17 protein-coding genes, 1 tRNA gene and 1 pseudogene are annotated in these 18,437 nt (G+C 67.5%); 13 read left to right on the plus strand and 6 right to left on the minus strand.

Annotation, left to right across the window (positions count from 1 at the left end; translation table 11 throughout):
* Positions 1-76: 76 nt before the first annotated feature.
* From RU09_RS03190 to RU09_RS03205, 4 genes are all read right to left on the minus strand, one after another.
* Positions 77-907, minus strand: coding sequence for a hypothetical protein (locus tag RU09_RS03190; RefSeq protein WP_156145861.1), 831 nt, complete (start codon positions 905-907; stop codon positions 77-79).
* Between the two features lie 299 nt (positions 908-1,206).
* Positions 1,207-1,974 (minus strand): hypothetical protein, encoded by a 768-nt coding sequence (locus RU09_RS03195; protein WP_042537458.1) that lies wholly within the window; start codon positions 1,972-1,974, stop codon positions 1,207-1,209.
* Positions 1,975-2,009: 35 nt separating this feature from the next.
* On the minus strand, positions 2,010-2,513 hold the full coding sequence (locus RU09_RS03200; RefSeq protein ID WP_042537410.1) for a hypothetical protein: 504 nt from the start codon (positions 2,511-2,513) through the stop codon (positions 2,010-2,012).
* Positions 2,514-2,662: 149 nt separating this feature from the next.
* Positions 2,663-4,000 (minus strand): HNH endonuclease signature motif containing protein, encoded by a 1,338-nt coding sequence (locus tag RU09_RS03205; protein ID WP_042537412.1) that lies wholly within the window; start codon positions 3,998-4,000, stop codon positions 2,663-2,665.
* A gap of 103 nt (positions 4,001-4,103) precedes the next feature.
* Here RU09_RS03205 and RU09_RS03210 point away from each other — a divergent pair, with 103 nt between their 5' ends.
* The 7 genes from RU09_RS03210 (at position 4,104) to RU09_RS03240 (ending at position 12,236) form a co-directional block, all read left to right on the plus strand.
* On the plus strand, positions 4,104-4,841 hold the full coding sequence (locus RU09_RS03210) for an alpha/beta fold hydrolase (RefSeq protein ID WP_042537414.1): 738 nt from the start codon (positions 4,104-4,106) through the stop codon (positions 4,839-4,841).
* 9 nt (positions 4,842-4,850) lie between these two features.
* Complete coding sequence (locus tag RU09_RS03215) at positions 4,851-5,648, plus strand: hypothetical protein (RefSeq protein ID WP_042537416.1); 798 nt, start codon at positions 4,851-4,853, stop codon at positions 5,646-5,648.
* A 39-nt stretch (positions 5,649-5,687) separates the two neighbouring features.
* Positions 5,688-7,499 (plus strand): ABC-F family ATP-binding cassette domain-containing protein, encoded by a 1,812-nt coding sequence (locus tag RU09_RS03220; RefSeq protein ID WP_042537418.1) that lies wholly within the window; start codon positions 5,688-5,690, stop codon positions 7,497-7,499.
* Positions 7,500-7,622: 123 nt separating this feature from the next.
* Positions 7,623-9,422 carry a Na+/H+ antiporter gene (locus RU09_RS03225; RefSeq protein WP_042537420.1) on the plus strand — a complete coding sequence of 600 codons (1,800 nt, stop codon included), beginning with the start codon at positions 7,623-7,625 and terminating at the stop codon, positions 9,420-9,422.
* Between the two features lie 91 nt (positions 9,423-9,513).
* Entirely contained in the window at positions 9,514-10,434 is a 921-nt protein-coding gene (locus RU09_RS03230) for a MetQ/NlpA family ABC transporter substrate-binding protein (protein ID WP_042537421.1), read from the plus strand.
* Positions 10,435-10,533: 99 nt separating this feature from the next.
* Positions 10,534-11,577 (plus strand): methionine ABC transporter ATP-binding protein, encoded by a 1,044-nt coding sequence (locus RU09_RS03235; protein WP_042537423.1) that lies wholly within the window; start codon positions 10,534-10,536, stop codon positions 11,575-11,577.
* On the plus strand, positions 11,577-12,236 hold the full coding sequence (locus RU09_RS03240) for a methionine ABC transporter permease (protein ID WP_042537425.1): 660 nt from the start codon (positions 11,577-11,579) through the stop codon (positions 12,234-12,236). The genes RU09_RS03235 and RU09_RS03240 overlap by 1 nt, the downstream gene beginning before the upstream one ends.
* On the opposite strand, the gene RU09_RS03245 is transcribed toward RU09_RS03240, so the two are convergent.
* Both RU09_RS03245 and RU09_RS03250 read right to left on the minus strand, forming a co-directional pair.
* A complete protein-coding gene (locus RU09_RS03245; RefSeq protein ID WP_197065946.1) occupies positions 12,223-13,146 on the minus strand; it encodes a pseudouridine synthase in 924 nt (307 codons plus the stop codon). The genes RU09_RS03240 and RU09_RS03245 overlap by 14 nt on opposite strands.
* A gap of 18 nt (positions 13,147-13,164) precedes the next feature.
* The gene (locus RU09_RS03250; RefSeq protein ID WP_042537429.1) at positions 13,165-13,659 is read right to left on the minus strand and encodes a MarR family winged helix-turn-helix transcriptional regulator; all 495 of its coding nucleotides are present in this window, start codon (positions 13,657-13,659) and stop codon (positions 13,165-13,167) included.
* Between the two features lie 71 nt (positions 13,660-13,730).
* Between RU09_RS03250 and RU09_RS03255 the strand changes: the two genes are divergently transcribed.
* The 6 genes and pseudogenes from RU09_RS03255 to RU09_RS03280 all read left to right on the plus strand — a co-directional run.
* Positions 13,731-13,802 (plus strand) — tRNA-Gln (locus RU09_RS03255).
* Between the two features lies 1 nt (position 13,803).
* A complete protein-coding gene (gene glmU, locus RU09_RS03260; RefSeq protein ID WP_042537431.1) occupies positions 13,804-15,234 on the plus strand; it encodes a bifunctional UDP-N-acetylglucosamine diphosphorylase/glucosamine-1-phosphate N-acetyltransferase GlmU in 1,431 nt (476 codons plus the stop codon).
* Between the two features lie 8 nt (positions 15,235-15,242).
* On the plus strand, positions 15,243-16,277 hold the full coding sequence (locus RU09_RS03265; protein WP_042537432.1) for a ribose-phosphate diphosphokinase: 1,035 nt from the start codon (positions 15,243-15,245) through the stop codon (positions 16,275-16,277).
* Between the two features lie 86 nt (positions 16,278-16,363).
* A complete protein-coding gene (locus RU09_RS03270; RefSeq protein ID WP_042537434.1) occupies positions 16,364-16,834 on the plus strand; it encodes an FMN-binding protein in 471 nt (156 codons plus the stop codon).
* A gap of 16 nt (positions 16,835-16,850) precedes the next feature.
* Positions 16,851-17,708, plus strand: coding sequence for an FAD:protein FMN transferase (locus RU09_RS03275; RefSeq protein WP_042537436.1), 858 nt, complete (start codon positions 16,851-16,853; stop codon positions 17,706-17,708).
* A gap of 27 nt (positions 17,709-17,735) precedes the next feature.
* Positions 17,736-18,437 (plus strand): annotated as a pseudogene (locus tag RU09_RS03280) (flavodoxin reductase); the annotation flags it as partial.

The raw sequence follows: 18,437 nt of genomic DNA on the forward strand, positions 1-18,437 counted from the left end.
GACTTTTCACACCGGGCGCGGGCGAGCCGCTGGCGGGAAGCGGACGTCCTGTCGGAGGACGTCCGCACACGGTGCGCTAGCCCCAGAGGGGGTCGTCGGGATCGGGAGAGTCTGTGCCGTCGGCATCTGTCATGATGCGCGCTTCAGCGATCCACGACGTCAGAGCGCCATCGCGGAGGAGATGAGGTCGCGGTGTGTCGAGCAAAACGGAGGCGGTCACCTTGTCCAGCGGCTCATCGCTCGCGAAGATGACGACGTTGCCGAGTGGCCCTTCCGCATCTTCCGGCTCTGTGTCAAGCACGACAGCGACGTGATCGAACACGGTGCTCAGGGTCGCGGCCTGTCGTCGTGAGTATTCGAACGGATGCCCGTCGAGCAGGTTCACGGCGACCACGCCCGCTGCTGCGGAGCGCGCGGCGACCCGGCGGTAGAACTCCTGGCTGGCCACACGATGCCGGATGACGGCGGCATCCCAGAGATCGACGACGGTGAAGCACGCCTCCACCCAATCGGTGTCGATTGCGGTGCGATAACTCGCTGTGTCGTCAAGTCCGGGGGACGGAGATGACTGCACCGGCGATGTCTTCTCATTCGGAAAAGCGGCGTCCGCGACCGTACGAGCGTCACCGAGGATGACTCGTATGTCAGACCCGGGAGGCAATGGCAGCGCGTCGATGACGGCGGCGTAGAGCGCGGGTTCGAACTCCACCACCAGCTGAGGTGATCCGGCGCGCGTCGCCTGGACGTAGCGTGCCAGCGTGAGTGCTCCGGCCCCCAGATGCACGGTGAACAGCGGCGCATCCGGCTCGGCGGCGGCATCCATTGCGCGGGCGATGTGTTGGGTGTAGCTGTACTCGAGGGAGGTGGGTTCGGTGATCGAGACGACGGACTGCGCAATTCCATCCACGCTGAGCTCGAAGCGACCGGGTCGCCTTCTCGACTGCACCAGCTTTGCCTTGCGGTCGGCTAGTGAGAGCGAGAACACCCGGCGACTCCATGGCACCTGTCTAGTTTAGGCGGAGGGGATCGGTCGGCGGCTGCCTCTCGAGGAGCAGAGCGCCGTAGGCGAATTCGCTCTCGGAAGGCCGAACCTCCTCGAGATCGTCGAGTCGCACGAGAAAGCGATCAGTCATCTGGCAGAACAGGGCCGCTCGGACCTTCGGTGCTAGGGGTCTTTCTTATTGGCGTGCTGCTGTGGTGCGTCCTTCAGCAGCCGACGCCGGCCGGGTTCTCGTCGCAGGTGTGGGCGACGAGCGCGGTGCGGGCTTCGAGGATGCGGATCTCCTGCGTGGCGCCACCGGTGGTGAGCTGCCCGGGAACGTCGATCCATCCGCCGCCGAGGTCCACCTGCGCGGTGTATCGGATGTCCACCCGGGCCGGGTACGCGCCGGGTTCGCGGTAGACGTGGCTGGTCGGGGTCGGTGTGAACTGCGCTTGGGCGAGCGCCTCCCACGTCTGCCCCGGCGTTGTCAGCGTCGCGGAGCTGCCATCGCCGTAGGTGTAGTCGTATCCGGCCGGGACGAATCGCACGCGCAGTGGCACGCCGAACAGCTCGCCGCCTTGGATCTGCGGTGTCGCAGCAGCGGTGAAGTTGGTCGGCATCCCAGCGATCCCGACGTTTCCGGGTTCGGCGGTGGCGAGGACGGATGCCGGGGCGAACCGCGCGAGGTCGGAGATGGTGATCGTCGGAGTGCCCATCGCCGGCGGGGTGGTCGCCGGGGCTGCGGGCCTGTTCGGACGGGGTGCGCATCGCGTGGTGCCCGAGTCGTCCATGCACGCCGCGAGGTCGATCGCCTCCTGGCTCGGTCCCGAGGGCGTGCCGGGGCCGGATGGACCGCCTGGGCTGCCGTCGTTTCGACGCGTGTCTGTGCTCGCTTCGGTGCCGTGCTGCTGTTGTGTGCCGGAGATCGTGAGGTTGGAGCCCTCGGTCCCGTAGAGGTAGTCGCCTGCGCTATCGCTTCCCTCACTCGTCATTGACCACAGCGTGCCCAGGGTGAAAGCGATGATCATTAGCCGGCGCACTTGTCGTCTCCCACGCGACGCGATGAATCCATGGTCAAGATACGGTCATCTCCCGCCACGAACTCGACAGACAAGGCATAAACGTTCGGGCGCTCGGGGGTGACGAGGGACCTGCCACCTGCATCGGTTACCTGAACCGCACTCACATCCAGACACACCACGGCGACCACCCGCTCGAAGAGAGGTGAGCTAGATTCGCCATTGAAGCTCACTACCCGCGCGTCGCCCCGAATCACGTGGCCTTCAGCGTGCATGACAGAAAAGTTCTCGCGGTCCGCAGCCTCGAGCTCTCCACTGGCCAGCACGTACAGCGGCTCGAACGTTTGTGGGTCGGAAGGATCTATCTCATTCAGCGCATCGTTGTACGCCCGGTACACCTCTTCCGCTGCCGCGAATGCCTCCGCCTCGCTGGCGAAGGCAGGCGTCGGCGTAGGAACCGGCGTCGGCCCCGGTGCGCACCCGAGCAGCTGCCCCAGAGCGGTCGCGATCATCGCGACAGTCACACTTCTTGCGCGTGTCGTCAGCGGTCGAGGAGGGGGCGAGGGCCACGAGCGAGGAGGGGTCACCGCGCCACCGTAGTGAAATCTTGCTCAACCGCGTCGCAGTTCTCCACAGGTCAGAACCAGCATGAGCGCACACCTCAGAACGGCGCGGGCACAGCATCCTCCGTCGCGGTGAAGGTCACCGTGTTCGGTGCAGGAGGAGTGTCGACATAGGTTCGGCCGGTGGGACTCGTCCACTCCACGACTCCGCCTGGCTTCTGCTCGACGTGCCAGGGGGAGTGGTGTTTCAGAACATGATGTCGGCGACAGAAGGACGCGAGGTTCGTCTCGCAGGTCGCGCCACCCGTCGAGGCGGCATGATTGTGGTCGAGATCGCATTTGCGGGCCACGATCCCGCAGGTGGGGAAGCGGCATCGCTGGTCCCGCGCACGCAGGTGCCTGCGCAGGTGACGGCTCGGTCGATATCGATCGACCGCGAGCACTCGACCGCTGATCGGATGCGTCAGCACCCGATCCCACCCCTTCGTCTGGCCCGCCATCTTGCGCGCCGTGTCGACATCGATCGGGGTCCGTCCATCGAGTTCGGCGGGCGGTGCCGTATCGGCATCCGACGCCTCGTCCGCATCGTCATGCATCAGGGTCGTCACCGGAACGGTGATCTCGATCCGGGCGTTGATGGCTCCGAGCAGTCCGTCTTCGCTGTCGTGACCTGTCGGCTGCCCGCTGAGCACGAGATCGGCGAGCAGATCGGCACGGATCTCATCGACCGTCCGATCGTCCGGCTCGAACTCGCTGCCGTCGCGAGCTGCCTGTCGCCTCGCGCGAAGGTTCTCGTCGCGCAGTGCGTGCGCCATCTGCGAGAGACGGTCGAACATGCCGTGGACGAGAGCGGCGGGCGCGTGCGTGTGCAACGCCGCCATTCCGTCTTCGCCATCCGTCACCCATACGCGTCGTTGAGACCTGGCTCGACGGTGTCGCTCCGACACCGTCGTCGGAGCGAACCGCTCGGCCACTCGTCGTGCCAGGGTGCGCAGACGGTTGGGCGACTCCGCCTCGGCGATCGGAAGGATGACCGCGGAGTACTTCTCACGATCGCTGGGCGACTCGATACCCGACCCCGCGTCGACGATCACCCGAGAATGAGCCGGGCTGATCCGCCCAGCCCCCTGCGCCGCCCACACGGCCGGAAACTGGTCGACCAGCAGCTCTGCGGCCGCCATCCGCCGCTCGATCGTGCGATCGCTGACGCGCTGCACTGCACCGATCTCGGCAGCCACGGTGCGAAGAGAGTGGTCGCCTCTGTCGGGGTGATCGCCCTGCTTGGCGATGTCGATCGCCAGCCGCCCGGCGATCGCCAGCAGCCCGTCGCGTGCGGCGCTCATGCTGCTCAGGGTCGCCTCCGCGACCTGCAGCGCGTCGACGAGATCGGCGAGTGTCGCCATCTGTGCGTCCGTCGCGTCGAGCAGTGCTGTCATGTCATAAGTAGATCAGAGACCACCGACATTCGAAGATAAATACGAAACATTCCGATCTGGATATGATTACGGGAGGGTAACGGAAGCGTGCAACACTGACGAGATGCTCCTCCACGCGATCGACACCGGAACAGGCCCAGGCACGGTGCTCCTGCTGCACGGAATGATGGGGTCGTCCGAGAGCTGGTGGCGCCTGATCCCGCCGCTCACAGCCAACGGCCACCGCGTGATCGCTCTCGATCTGCCCGGTCACGGCCTGTCGGAGCGCGACCCGCAGCTCACGATCGAGCAGGCAGCGGCCTCCGTGGTCGAGACGGCCAGGCACCTCGCCCCCGGGCGCCCGCTCGCAGCCATCGGCCACTCCTACGGCGCGAGCGTTCTCGCCGCGTCCTTCGAGATGCTGCAGCCCGACCTGTCTGTGTATGTCGACGCGGCGCTCTCTCTGACCGGGGGACACGACCGCGCGGCTCTCACGGCGCAGTATGCACGCGACCGCAGAGCGCGCCTGTCTCCGAAAGATCTGCTCGCATCCCGCCCCTTCTACTCCGCGCAGGATGCCGAGGTGGAGGCTCGCGCCGCCGCACTCCTCGACCCGGCGACGACAGCGTCGATCTCCTGCGACACGGATCACTCCTGGCTTCCCGACGCCGGCTCGATCGTCCTGCGGGCAGAACCGAGCGCATGGGTCAGCGACGACGACGCCCGCAGATTCGCGGCGAACGGCGCTGACGTCCGCAGCATCCCCGGGGCCGCGCACACCATCTGGTACAGCCACTTCGACGCATTCACTGCGTCCCTCCCCGAACTCTTCGGCCCACCGCCACCGCACGCGCTGTCATAGCCTCGGATCATGACGACCGCGATGCCACCCTCGAACGCGGTGCTCGCGGACTTCGGGATCCCCGCCGCGGATCACGAGGAACTCCGGAACCTCCACGGAGGCCGCGGTCTCACCTGGCGTGCGGCCGACACAGTCCTGCGCCCCTCGGCCGGCGACGGAGAGACGCTGTGGAAGGCGAACGTCCTCGCGCATCTGCCGCACACCTCGGCATTCCGCACGCCGCGCCCGATCCCGTCGGCATCCGGAGCGTGGACGGTCGCCGGCTGGGAGGCCTGGGAGTGGCTGCCCGGTCACACGGATGAGACCCGCGTGGCCGACGTGCTCGCCGCCGCCGCCGCGTTCCATCGAGCCGTCGCCGACCTCGATCGTCCGGACTTCCTCGATGCCGCGCGCGACCCCTGGGCGCGGTCGGACAGGATCGCCTGGCAAGAAGAGGACCTGCCGCCCGGCGACACACTCCGGCGACTCGCTGACGCCTTCAGGCCCGTCGCCGCCCCGGCCCAGATCATCCACGGCGATCTTCTCGGCAACGTGATGTTCGAACGGGGGCAGCCCCCGGTGATCATCGACTGGGCTCCGTACTGGCGTCCGGTCGGCTTCGCCGACGCGATCGTGTTGGCCGATGCCGCGTGCTGGCATCGTCTCGCACCGGCGGACATGCTGAGGCTCGCAGACGACAGAGCAGACGGGCGCCAGCACATCATCCGCGCCCTCGCGTTCCGCATCGCGACCTTCCAGCTCCTGGGCGTGTGGGATGCCGAGATGGAGGCGCGCCATGCTCCCGCTGTCACCGCAGCGCTCAGCTGACCGGCTCACCCAGCGTGCCCGACTACCCTGGGGAGCGATATGGCACATCTTCTCGGGGCAGAAGCCCTTCATCTCGAATATCCGACGAGGGTCGTCTTCGACTCCGTGACCCTCGGCATCGAAGAAGGTGACCGCATCGGCATCGTCGGCCGCAACGGCGACGGCAAGTCGAGCCTCCTGGGGATGCTGGCAGGCCTCAAGGAGCCGAGCTCGGGCCGCGTCACGGTGCGCGGCGGAACCACCATCGGCGTCCTCGACCAGGCCGACACCCTCAGCGACGACCTCACGATCAGCGCCGCGGTCGTCGGCGACACCCCGGAATACGAGTGGGCGGGCGACCCCCGCATCCGTGACGTCATCGAGGGACTGCTGAAGGATCTGCCGTGGGATGCCGAGATCGGCTCTCTCAGCGGTGGTCAGCGTCGTCGCGTCTCGCTCGCCAAGCTGCTGACGGGCGACTGGGACGTCATCGCGCTCGACGAGCCCACCAACCATCTCGACGTCGAAGCCATCACCTGGTTGGCCGGGCACCTCAAGAAGAGGTGGAGCCCGAACTCCGGAGCGCTCATGGTCGTGACTCACGACCGATGGTTCCTCGACGAGATCTCGACCGAGACCTGGGAGGTGCACGACCGCATCGTCGAGCCCTTCGAGGGCGGGTACGCGGCATACATTCTGCAGCGCGTCGAACGCGACCGGATGTCGGCCGCCACCGAGGCCAAGCGACAGAACCTCGCGAAGAAGGAGCTCGCGTGGCTGCGCCGAGGCGCCCCTGCTCGCACCGCGAAGCCGAAGTTCCGCATCGACGCCGCCAACGAGCTCATCGCCGACGTGCCCGAGATCCGCGACAAGATCTCTCTGCAGTCGCTCGCGGTGTCGCGCCTGGGCAAGGACGTCGTGGACCTGCTCGACGTGGGAGTCACCTATCCGACCGTCGACGGCGGCACGCGAGAGGTGCTGCGTGACGTCGAATGGCGCATCGCGCCGGGGGAGCGCACCGGCATCCTCGGCGTCAACGGCGCCGGCAAGTCGACGCTGCTGGGCCTCATCGCCGGCACCGTCGAGCCGACCGTCGGCCGCGTGAAGCGCGGCTCGACCGTGAAGGTCAAGACGCTCACGCAGCGCCTCGACGAACTCGAAGATGTGCGGCGCGAGCCGGTGCGAGTAGTGATCTCGCGGCTGCGCACCTCGTACACGATGGGCTCGGGCTCGAAGGCGCAGGAGCTCACGCCCGGGCAGCTGCTCGAGCGGCTCGGCTTCGACTCCGCCCAGCTCTCCACCCCGGTGAAGGATCTCTCGGGAGGCCAGCAGCGTCGACTGCAGCTGCTGCTCGTGCTCCTCGACCAGCCCAACGTGCTGATCCTCGACGAGCCGACCAACGATCTCGACACCGACATGCTCGCGGCCATCGAGGATCTCCTGGACTCGTGGTCGGGAACCCTGCTGGTCGTCAGCCATGACCGGTACTTCCTCGAGCGCGTGACCGACCAGCAGTTCGCGATCCTCGACGGCCACCTTCGGCATCTGCCCGGCGGCGTCGACGAATACCTGCGGCTGCGTCAGCTGCAGACCTCGGCGCCCGGCAAGTCTCAGACTGCCGTCAACACCGAGAAGAAGGCCTCCAGCCTCGACGGCGCCGCCCTGCGTTCGGCGCAGAAGGAGGTCTCTTCGCTCGAGCGCCGCATCCAGAAGCTCACCCAGCAGGTCGACAAGGCGAAGTCCGCTCTCGCGGAACACGACCAGTCGGACTTCGCGGGCCTCGGCGACAAGATGAAGGCGATCAGCGATCAGCAGGCCGAGATCGAGCAGCTCGAACTCCGCTGGTTCGAGCTGACCGAAGAACTCGACTGATTCGGGGTCTCGCCATTCGGCCGTAGCGGGAATACGGTGGCAGTGCGATGCGCTGTGCTCTGGGCGGGGTTCGATGCCATCTGGGATCGCACAGCTTGATCCTGCGGTACCCGGGAGGTTCAGATGGAAGGACTCGAGGTCACCGTCCTGATCGGACTCACGATCCTCGTTGGCACGATGCTGGCGCCGCGTGTGCGGCTCGCACTGCCGCTCGTGCTCGTCATCCTGGGTCTGCTGCTCGGCTTCGTGCCGCAGCTGCGCGAGATCCAGCTGCCGCCCGAGACCGTGCTGCTGCTGTTCCTCCCGGTGATGCTGTTCTGGGAGAGCCTGACCACCTCGCTCCGGTCGATCCGCCGCGACTTCCGCTACATCCTGCCGATGAGCACGCTGCTCGTCGTGGCATCCGCCTTCGCCGTCGCCGGCATCGGGCTGCTGTTCGGGATGCCGTGGGAGACCGCCCTCATTCTCGGCGCTGCCGTCGCCCCACCGGACGCCACGGCCGTCGCCGCCCTCGGACGCCTGCTGCCGACGCGCATGTTCATGAAGCTCAAGGCGGAGAGCCTGACGAACGACGGCACCGCCCTGGTGCTCTACGCGATCGCCATCTCGCTGGCCCTCGGGGGCAACGTGACGCCGCTGTCGGTGACCATGTCGGTGCTCACCTCGTACGTCGGAGGCATCGCCGCCGGTGTCGTGGTCGCCGCGCTCGGATACCTGCTGCTGCGTCGCACCTCCTCGACGATCGTCATCAACGTCACACTTCTGCTGATCCCGTTCTCGGCGTTCCTGCTGGCCGAGATCGTGCATGCGTCCGGCGTCCTCGCCGTCGTGGTCGCCGGCCTGATCGTCGCCTATGTGTCGCCTCGGGTGACGACCGCCTCGTCTCGACGTCAGGTCGCGGCGGCTTGGCCCTTCGGGGTCTTCCTGCTCAACGGCGCGCTCTTCGTCCTCATCGGGCTCGAGGTGCAGTTCGTCGCGCACGAGATCTCGGCCGCGGCGATCGGCCGTCTGGTGCTGATCACGCTGGCCGTGTGGATGACGCTGCTCGTGGTGCGCTACCTCTTCCAGGTGATGAACGCCCCGTTCCAGCGACGCAACCCCGCTCGCCCGTCGCGCGGTGCGCGGGCGCGTTCGATGGCGGTGTCGACCGTCGCAGGCATGCGAGGTGCGGTCTCGCTCGCGATCGCGCTGTCCGTGCCTGCCGCCAGTGCGACCGAAGGCGAGATCGCGGGGCGTGACGAGATCGTCTTCGTCACCGCCGGGGTGATCCTGCTGAGCCTGCTCGTGCAGGGGCCGCTCCTTCCGGCCATCGTGCGCTGGGCCCGATTCCCGGTCGACCACGCCGAAGACGAGGAGTACGAGCTGGCCGAGCGCACCATCTCGGGCGCGGCACTCGCAGCCCTCGATGACCTCGCCGTCGAGCACGGCGTCGGACAGGAGATCCGCGACAAGGTGCGGGCCGAGGGCTATCAGATGCTCGAGTTCTCGAACGCGCGCGCCCTGGCCCGCGAACAGGCCATCGTCGACGCCGAGGCGCAGGCGCTCGATGTGATGCTCGACGAGCCGGATCCCCTCGGCCGCGGCTCGATACCCGAGACGGGGGACTCAGGAGCGGATGCTGCGCCGACGACGGTGCGGATGCCCGATGCAACGCGCATCGTCGACGATCAAGACGGCACAGAGGGCGAGGTGAGGACCCTGCAGATGCTCGCGACGTCGGTCGACGTCGACGTCATGCAGCGCTCGCCGCTGCTGCGCCATGAGGAGCACACGCGTCTCAAGCTCGCCCTCCTCGACCGCAAGCGGGAGGTGCTGCTCGGACTGCGCAGGGACGGCACCGTGGACGACCTCGTCGTGCGTCGCATCTCGGCGCGACTCGACCTGGAGCAGGTCAGGCTGCAGGGCATCGAGGACTACGACTGAGAGCTGTGACGCTCTGTGACGCTCGATTGTCGCGCACTGCGTCGCCCTGCCTAACGTATTCGAGTCCCCCAAGAGAGGAACCCGAACACTCATGTCCATCACAGCATCCCGTCGGACCACATCCGTCATCGCCGCGCTCGCCGCGGTCCCGCTCTTCGTCGCACTCGCAGGCTGCGCCACCGCATCATCCGACGCCGGCGCAGGCGGCGGTGACTCCGAGAACGAGACCGTCAAGATCGGGGTCGTCGGCAAGGGAGACGCGCAGTGGGCTCCTTTCGTCGAGGCAGCCGCTGACGAGGGCATCACGGTCGAGCTCGTCGACTTCGGCTCGTACGAGCAGCCGAACCCCGCACTGACCGAGGGAGAGATCGACCTCAACCAGTTCCAGCACATCGTGTACCTGGCCGAGTACAACAGCGCCTCGGGCTCCGACCTGACGCCGATCGGCTCGACCGCGATCTACCCGCTGGGCCTGTACTCGAAGAAGTACGACGACGTCGACAGCATCCCCGAGGGCGAGACCGTCGCCGTTCCGGATGATGCCTCGAACCAGGCGCGCGCACTCCTCGTGCTGCAGTCGGCCGGTCTCATCGAGCTCAAGAGCGGCGGAACGATCTTCTCCGACCTCGCCGATGTCGACACCGACAAGTCCAAGGTGAAGGTCACCGCCCTCGAGGCCGCCCTGATCCCGACGTCGCTGCCGGATGTCGCCGCGGCGATCATCAACAACGACTTCGTGGAGGACTCCGGCCTGACCTTCGACGACGCGATCGCGCAGGACGACCCGGAGGACCCGAACGCGCTGCCGTACGTGAACATCTTCGCGTCGCGCGCCGAGGACGCCGACAACGAGACGTACCTCAAGCTCGTCGAGATCTTCCAGACGAACGAAGACGTGCAGGCAGGTCTGATCGAGTCCTCGGGTGACACTGCGGTGCCGCTGCAGACCCCCGCCAAGGATCTCGTCGCCTCGCTGAAGAAGGTCCAGGAGGACACCGAGGCCAAGAAGTAGGACGACCGGGTGCAGAACACCCCCGTCCGATGAGGGAGAATCGGGTGGCGCTTCGTGCGTCACCCGATTCTTCGTTCCCGAAGCAGACCGGAGCACCACATGCCGATCGTCACCCTGACGAACGTCTCGAAGACCTACCCCTCCCGCACCCGTGAAGACGCCGAGGTCGTGGCCGTCGACGACGTCACCCTCTCGATCGAGAAGGGCGATGTCTTCGGCATCATCGGATACTCCGGTGCGGGCAAGTCGACTCTTGTGCGGCTGATCAACGCCCTCGAACCGGCGACCAGCGGCACCATCACGGTCGACGACGTGGACATCACCTCTCTCCGGGAGAGCGAGCTGCGCAAGGTCCGCGGGGGGATCGGCATGATCTTCCAGCAGTTCAACCTGTTCGCCTCGCGCAGCGTCAAGGCGAACATCGCATACCCGCTCAAGCTCGCCGGCTGGTCGAAGGCCGACATCGAGACGCGGGTCTCCGAGCTCCTCACCTTCGTCGGCCTCGCCGACAAGGCCAAGGCGTATCCCGAGCAGCTCTCCGGCGGTCAGAAGCAGCGCGTCGGCATCGCCCGCGCCCTGGCCACGGGCCCCGCCATCCTGCTCGCCGACGAGGCCACCAGCGCCCTCGACCCGCAGACCACGCACGAGGTGCTGGATCTGCTCAAACGGGTCAATCGGGAGCAGGGCGTCACGATCGTCGTGATCACACACGAGATGGACGTCATCCAGACGATCGCCACCAAGGTCGCGGTCATGGAGAACGGTCGCGTGATCGAGCAGGGCGATGTCTTCGACGTCTTCTCCGCTCCGCAGAACCCCGCGTCGCAGCGCTTCGTCGGCACGGTCGTGAAGGGCATCCCCTCGCCGTCCGAGCTCGGTGTGCTGCGCGAGCGCCACCGAGGCCGCCTCGTCACGTTCTCGTTCCGCGACGGCGACTCGTCGCAGGCGCAGGTGTTCCTCGACCTCGCCGGGGCGGGGCTCGACTTCGAGCTCGTGTACGGCGGGATCAACGACATCCGCGGGCGGGCCTTCGGCCACCTCACGCTCGCGATCCGCGGCGAGAGCGCCGTGATCGACCGCACCCTCGGGGAGATCTCGCAGCGCGTCGAAGTCACCGAGATCGCCGGAGAGGAGGCGCGCTGATGGACCGTCTGAACGAACTGTGGCCCGAATTCTGGAAGGCCGCGCTCGAGACCCTCTACATGACGTCGTTCGCGCTCGTGCTCGGCGGCATCCTCGGTCTCGCGATCGGTGTCATCCTCTACGTCACCCGCCCCGGCGGGCTCGCCCAGAACCGACCTGTCTCCGTGGTCGCGAACCTCGCGGTGAACTTCTTCCGCCCGATCCCGTTCGTGATCTTCATGGCGGTCGCGCAGCCGTTCGCCCGCGTCGTCGTCGGCACCGGGATCGGCACCACTGCCGGAGCGTTCATCATCGGTCTCGCCGCGGCCTTCGCGATCGGCCGCATCGTCGAGCAGCACCTCGTCTCGGTCTCGCCCGGGGTCATCGAGGCCGCCCGCGCGATGGGCGCCGGCCCCTGGCGCATCCTGTTCACCGTGGCGATCCCCGAATCCCTCGGACCGCTCATCCTCGGTTACACATTCATCGTCGTCGCGCTCATCGACATGACGGCGATGGCCGGTCTCATCGGCGGCGGCGGTCTCGGAGCGTTCGCGCAGATCTACGGCTTCCGTCAGTTCGAGCCGCTCGTGATGTGGGCGGCGATCGTGCTGATCGTGGTGTTCGTGCACCTCGTGCAGATGCTCGGCACGCGGCTAGCGCGCAAGATCATGCGCCGCTGACCGGAGCCTCCTGCAGCGTGCGCGTCGTGGAGAACACCCTCGGCGCGCCGCTCAGCGGATCGATGAAGTGCAGTTCGCGCGCGAGCAGCTGCATGGGGTGATCGAAGTCATCCGGCCGCTCGCCGCGCAGCTCGGGATAGAACGGGTCATTCAGGATGCCGAGGCCGAGAGCGGCGAGGTGCACCCGCAGCTGATGCATCTTGCCGCTGTGCGGGCGCAGCAGCGTGTGCACGACGCGCTCGTCGGCACCGAGCACCTCGATCAGCGTCTCGGCGTTGGGCTCGCGTTCGTCGTCGACCTGGACCTTCAGCTCGTTGCGCAGCTTCACGATGTGATTGCGGTAGACGAGGGGGAATCGCGCCGCCTCCCAGTCGGCCGGACGGGCGGAGACCGCCTCATAGACCTTCTGCACCTGTCGGGTCTCGAACAGCAGCTGGTACGGGCCTCTCGTGGCCGGACGCGCCGAGAACATCAGCACCCCGGCGGTCGCCCGATCGAGTCGGTGGATCGGTGCGAGCTCGTCGTTGCCGAGCAGGTTGCGGAGGCGGATCAGCGCGGAGTTCTGCAGGAACTTCCCGCCGGGGATCGTCGGGAGGAAGTGCGGCTTGTCGATGACCACCAGGTCGTCGTCCTGATGGATGACCTCGATCTCGACCGGCAGGCGCGTCTCGACGGGAGGATCGCGGTAGTACCAGATGAACTCCTCGACGCCCAGCGGCGTGTCCCGCGCCAGGGGAGTGCCGTCGCGGGCCACGATCTCGCCGCGGTCGAAGCGGCTGAGCAGACCTTCGGGGTCGAGGTGGAAGAAGCGGTCGATCATGTAGGCGCCCACCGTCGGCCAGTCGCCGCTCATCGGAACGTGCAGGCGCGTGGCGCCGACGCCGTCGCGCACGGGAAGAGGGGAGAGCATCGCCATGTCGTCAGTTCCTCACGCGTCGAAACTGAGGCTCAGCTTGCGCAGCAGCGCAGCCAGGCGATCGCGGTCACCGCGCGACAGGGCCCGCAGCAGGTCGTCCTCGACGTCGACCAGACGCGTGATCGCGGCATCCACCCGGATCCGCCCATCATCCGTGAGCGTCACGAGCACGCTGCGGCCGTCAGCAGGGTCGCCCTCGCGCCGCACGAAACGACGCCCGACGAGACGATCGATGCGATTGGTCATGGTGCCGCTCGACACCAGCGTCTGCTGGAGGAGCTGCTTGGGGGAGAGCTGGAAGGGCGCCCCGGCGCGGCGCAGCGCCGACAGCACGTCCCACTCCCAGGCCTCCAGATCGCTCCGGCGGAACACGTCGCGACGAGCGCGGTCGAGCAGCCGGGTCAGGCGATCCATCCGCGACAGCACCTCGAGGGGTGAGAAGTCGAGGTCGGGTCGTTGGGTGTTCCAGGCGCCGACGATCCGATCAACCTCATCCGCCTCAGTCATCCGTCCATTATCGCCGGTAGCACGCAGGCGGACGTGGCAGACTTGACCCGCGGCTCCCTCGGGAGCAGCGGTCCGCCGTGGTGTAATGGCAGCACGACAGCCTTTGGAGCTGTTAGGTCTAGGTTCGAGTCCTGGCGGCGGAGCATGACTGGGAACAATCTCGCGATCATCATCCTCGCCGCAGGCCAGGGAACCCGCATGCGCTCGCGCCTGCCGAAGGTGCTGCACCCGATCGGCGGGCGCCCACTGGTGGGGCACGTCCTGACGACGGCCGGTCGCCTCGAGGCCGACCACGTCGAGGTCGTCGTGCGGCACGAGCGCGACCAGGTGGTCGCCGCCCTCGCCGAGGACTACCCGGATGCCGTCTTCATCGACCAGGACGAGGTTCCCGGCACGGGCCGAGCGGTGCAGGTCGCGGTCGATGCGCTCCCCGCGGACTTCGACGGCGACGTCCTCGTACTCTCTGGAGACTGCCCGCTCGCGGATGCCGACACGCTGCGCTCGTTCCTCGATGCGCACCGCGAGGCGGACGCCGAAGCGACACTCATGACCGCCGTCGTCGACGACCCGACCGGCTACGGCCGCGTCATCCGCGACGCAGGCGGCGGTGTCGACCGAGTGGTCGAGCAGAAGGACGCCACGGCAGAAGAGGCCTCCGTCAGCGAGATCAACGCGGGCATGTACGTGTTTCGGGTCGCGACGCTGCGCAAGTACCTGCCGTCCGTCGGCGTGGACAACGCGCAGGGCGAGATGTACCTGACCGACGTTCCGGGGCTGCTCCGCCGCGACGGCAGCCGTGTGGCGGCATCCGTCGTCTCCGACGTCACGGTCACCTACGGCGTCAACGATCGCGCTCAGCTCGCCGAGGTCGGTCGTCTGCTCAACCGCCGGATCGTGCGGCGCTGGCAGCTCGAGGGCGTCACCGTGATCGACCCGGCGACGACCTGGATCGACGACGACGCCACCCTGGCGCCCGACGTCACGATCCTCCCGAACACCCATATCCTGCGCGCCACGACGATCGCCGAAGGTGCCATCATCGGCCCCGACACGACCCTCGTCGACTGCGAGGTCGGTGAAGACGCGATCGTCCGCCGCACCGATGCCACGCTCGCGGTCATCGGCGCCGAGGCCACCGTCGGCCCCTTCTCGTTCCTGCGCCCTGGCACCGTCCTCGGGGCCCGCGGCAAGATCGGCGCTTACGTCGAGACGAAGAACGCCGAGATCGGCGAAGGCAGCAAGGTCCCGCACCTGTCGTACGTCGGCGATGCGACCATCGGTCGAGGCGTCAACCTCGGCGCCAGCACGATCACGGCGAACTACGACGACGTGAACAAGCACCGAACGATCGTCGAAGACGAGGTGCACACCGGGTCGCACACGACCCTCGTCGCGCCCGTTAGGCTGGGAGCCGGCGCCAAGACAGGTGCCGGCGCTGTCGTCCGCAAGGATGTCCCTGCCGGCTCCCTTGCCATGAGCGTCGCCCCTCAGCGCAACATCGAGGGTTGGGTCGAGAAGAACAGGGCAGGCACGGGCGCGGCAGACGCCGCAGCCCGATCCCGAGTGGCGGAGTAGGCAGAACGATGGCGCGCAAGAAGAAGACGGTCGATCTGGACAGGGACAACGGCATCGCTCCGGGTCTCGTAGCCAAGACCAAGAAGCGACTCGTGGTCGCCGGTGGTCGATCGCACCCCGCGCTGACCGCAGCGGTGGCCGCATCACTCGGAACAGAGGTCGTGCCGACCGAGCACCGCACCTTCGCATCCGGTGAGATCTACGCACGGTTCGAGGTGTCGATCCGAGGCTGCGACCTGTTCCTGATCCAGACCTTCGGCGAGCCGGTCAACGAGTGGCTCATGGAGACGCTCATCATGATCGACGCCGCGAAGCGCGCCTCCGCCAAGCGCATCACGGTCGTCGCCCCCTACTATCCGTACTCGCGTCAGGACAAGAAGGGCCGAGGCCGTGAGCCGATCAGTGCCCGCCTCGTCGCCGATCTGCTCAAGACGGCCGGTGCAGACCGCGTCATGAGCGTCGACCTGCACGCCGCCCAGATCCAGGGATTCTTCGACGGTCCTGTCGACCATCTCTTCGCCAAGCCCGTGCTGATGGAGTACTTCAAGAGCACGCTGAGCGCAGAGGACCGAAAGATCCTCACCGTCGTCTCGCCCGACATGGGTCGGGTCCGCGTCGCAGACACATGGTCGGACAGCCTCGGGGCACCGCTCGCCATCATCCACAAGCGTCGCGACCCGAAGGTCGCCAACCAGGTCTCCGTGCACGAGATCGTCGGCACCGTCGAGGGGCGCACCTGCCTCCTCGTCGACGACATGATCGACACCGGCGGGACGATCGTGAAGGCGGCGCAGGCGCTGAAGGCGAGCGGTGCGCATCGCGTGATCGTCGCCGCGACGCACGCGATCTTCAGCGACCCGGCATCCGAGCGTCTGCAGGACGCGTCGATCGACGAGGTCGTGATCACCGACACGATCCCCCTGACCGAGTCGCGCCAGTGGGACAAGCTCACGATCCTCCCGATCGCCCCGCTGCTCGCCCGCGCGATCCACGAGGTCTTCGAAGACGGATCCGTCACGAGCATGTTCGGCGGCGACGCTTAGGCGACCCATACTTCGGACACAGCCCGCGCATAGATGCTGTCCCTACGGTCGAATCACACACACCGATCAAGGCCGGGAGGACCATCATGATCCGCACGACTGTACCGACTTCTGTTCGCAAGGGCGCAGCCCTGGCCGGCGTCGCAGGACTGCTCGTCCTCGCGGGGTGCTCCGGCACGGCTGACGCCGAAGACCAGTCGACCGACACCGGAACCGACACGAGCACCGAATCGACCGATTCCGGAGCAGCGGCCGGCGGCGACTACACCGACGGCACCTACACCGCCGACGGCTCGTACCAGACCCCCGAGACGGTCGAGACGATCAGCGTGACCCTCACGGTCGCCGACGGTCTGGTCACGGATGTCGAGGTGACCGGCGACCCGCAGGCCCGCGAGAGCGAGCAGTACCAGGGCGAGTTCATCGGCGGCATCGCGGACGAGGTCGTGGGCAAGTCCCTCGACGACATCGAGGTCAGCCGTGTGGCGGGCTCGTCGCTCACCAGCGGCGGGTTCAACGAGGCCGTCGAGTCGATCAAGGAGCAGGCCGCCGCCTGAGGCGCCTGACCACGGCATGACGATCTGGCGTTTCGACGCGATCGGCACACTCTGGGAGATCGAGACGTCGCACGGGCTCGGCGCGGACGACCGTGAACGCGTCGGGGCCGAGATCGAGCGATTCGACCGGGAGTGGTCGCGGTTCCGAGAGGACTCATCGGTCACCCGTGTCGGCCGAGACGGCGGCTCGATCTCGTCTCCCGATGCGGGCGCGATGCTCGATGCCTACCGCGACCTGTCGAGGGCGAGCTCCGGGGCGGTGAACCCGCTCGTCGCGGAGAGCTTGGATGCCCTCGGCTACGACGCGTCGTACTCGCTCGTCGCGAGCTCCCCGATCGCCGCCCCGGCAGACTGGACCGATCGGGTGCGCTGGACGGCGGGGGAGGCCACGGCATCCGCGCCGGCTCTTCTCGACGTCGGGGCACTCGGCAAAGGGCGTCTGGTCGATCTCGTGGCCGGGGTGCTCGCCGACGTGCCCGGTGACCTCGTGGTCGATGCCGGAGGTGATATGAGAGTCCGCGGAGACGTGGTGCGGGTCGGACTCGAGCATCCGTACGATCCGACGAAGGCGATCGGCGTGATCGAACTGCAGGATGCCGCGCTCTGTGCCTCGGCGATCAATCGCCGAGCGTGGGGTGATGGACTCCACCACGTGCTCGACGCTCGCACCGGGGTGCCGGTCCGCACCTGGGCGGCCACGTGGGCGATCGCCCCTGAGGCGATGCGAGCGGATGCCGTCGCGACCGCCCTGTTCTTCGACGGCGGCCCCGAGCTCGCCGCATCGTGGGGCGTCGAGTGGGTGCGCATGACGACCGACGGACGCGCCGAGCGTTCGCCGGGCTGCCCCGCACAGCTGTTCACCACCCGCCGATGAGGCATCGAAGTAGGGAAGAGTAGACCTGTGATCACTTCCATCACCGCGCTGCGGCAGCGGGTTCTCGCCTTGCTCGGCGGCATCTCCATGTACCGTCTGGTGCTGTTCGCCCTGCTCGCGCTGGGGCTCATCGCCGTGGTGCTGTCGGCTCTCGGCGTGATCGTCTCGCCGACACCGCTCGAGATCATCGCGTCCTTCGTCGTGCTTGCGCTGGTCATATCGCTGGTGGATGCGGCGGCCCAGCGCATCCTGCGGCTGCCGTGGCGCATCGAGTCTTCGCTGGTGACGGCACTGATCCTGCTCTTCGTGCTCCGCCCCGGCATCGAGCCGAACGCCCTGCTCGGGCTGGCCATCGCCGGAGTCGTGGCGAGCCTGTCGAAGTATCTGATCGTGTGGCGGGGTCGGCACGTCCTCAACCCCGCCGCCTTCGGTGCGGCCGTCGTGTCGATCCTCGGATCCTTCGGTGCCTTCGAGTGGCTCGGGACGTCCTCGTCGTGGTGGGTCGGCACACCGTCGCTCTTCGTCCCCGTCCTGATTCTCGGACTCGTCGTCCTCTGGCGCACCGAGAAGGTGCGCGTCGTCGTCGTCTTCCTCATCGTCGCGATCGCTGTCGCGATGCTGCGGCAGGCCGTGCAGGCTCAGGAGTTCTCGATCGCCTTCGATCCCGGCGCCGCTCTCTCGTTCGCGATCTTGCAGTCCCCGTTCCTGTTCCTCGGAGCGTTCATGCTC

The sequence above is a fragment of the Microbacterium sp. MEJ108Y genome (assembly GCF_000834175.1).
Lineage (GTDB): Bacteria > Actinomycetota > Actinomycetes > Actinomycetales > Microbacteriaceae > Microbacterium > Microbacterium forte.

Excerpts from the sequence above, each read along its gene's own strand:
- RU09_RS03230 (WP_042537421.1), top strand. The coding sequence starts at position 9,514 with ATGTCCATCACAGCATCCCGTCGGACCACATCCGTCATCGCCGCGCTC.
- RU09_RS03265 (WP_042537432.1), top strand. The coding sequence starts at position 15,243 with ATGGCGCGCAAGAAGAAGACGGTCGATCTGGACAGGGACAACGGCATC.
- RU09_RS03205 (WP_042537412.1), bottom strand. The coding sequence starts at position 4,000 with ATGACAGCACTGCTCGACGCGACGGACGCACAGATGGCGACACTCGCC.
- RU09_RS03195 (WP_042537458.1), bottom strand. The coding sequence starts at position 1,974 with ATGACGAGTGAGGGAAGCGATAGCGCAGGCGACTACCTCTACGGGACC.
- glmU (WP_042537431.1), top strand. The coding sequence starts at position 13,804 with ATGACTGGGAACAATCTCGCGATCATCATCCTCGCCGCAGGCCAGGGA.
- RU09_RS03215 (WP_042537416.1), top strand. The coding sequence starts at position 4,851 with ATGACGACCGCGATGCCACCCTCGAACGCGGTGCTCGCGGACTTCGGG.
- RU09_RS03250 (WP_042537429.1), bottom strand. The coding sequence starts at position 13,659 with ATGACTGAGGCGGATGAGGTTGATCGGATCGTCGGCGCCTGGAACACC.
- RU09_RS03235 (WP_042537423.1), top strand. The coding sequence starts at position 10,534 with ATGCCGATCGTCACCCTGACGAACGTCTCGAAGACCTACCCCTCCCGC.
- RU09_RS03220 (WP_042537418.1), top strand. The coding sequence starts at position 5,688 with ATGGCACATCTTCTCGGGGCAGAAGCCCTTCATCTCGAATATCCGACG.
- RU09_RS03200 (WP_042537410.1), bottom strand. The coding sequence starts at position 2,513 with ATGATCGCGACCGCTCTGGGGCAGCTGCTCGGGTGCGCACCGGGGCCG.
- RU09_RS03245 (WP_197065946.1), bottom strand. The coding sequence starts at position 13,146 with ATGCTCTCCCCTCTTCCCGTGCGCGACGGCGTCGGCGCCACGCGCCTG.
- RU09_RS03270 (WP_042537434.1), top strand. The coding sequence starts at position 16,364 with ATGATCCGCACGACTGTACCGACTTCTGTTCGCAAGGGCGCAGCCCTG.
- RU09_RS03210 (WP_042537414.1), top strand. The coding sequence starts at position 4,104 with ATGCTCCTCCACGCGATCGACACCGGAACAGGCCCAGGCACGGTGCTC.
- RU09_RS03240 (WP_042537425.1), top strand. The coding sequence starts at position 11,577 with ATGGACCGTCTGAACGAACTGTGGCCCGAATTCTGGAAGGCCGCGCTC.
- RU09_RS03225 (WP_042537420.1), top strand. The coding sequence starts at position 7,623 with ATGGAAGGACTCGAGGTCACCGTCCTGATCGGACTCACGATCCTCGTT.
- RU09_RS03275 (WP_042537436.1), top strand. The coding sequence starts at position 16,851 with ATGACGATCTGGCGTTTCGACGCGATCGGCACACTCTGGGAGATCGAG.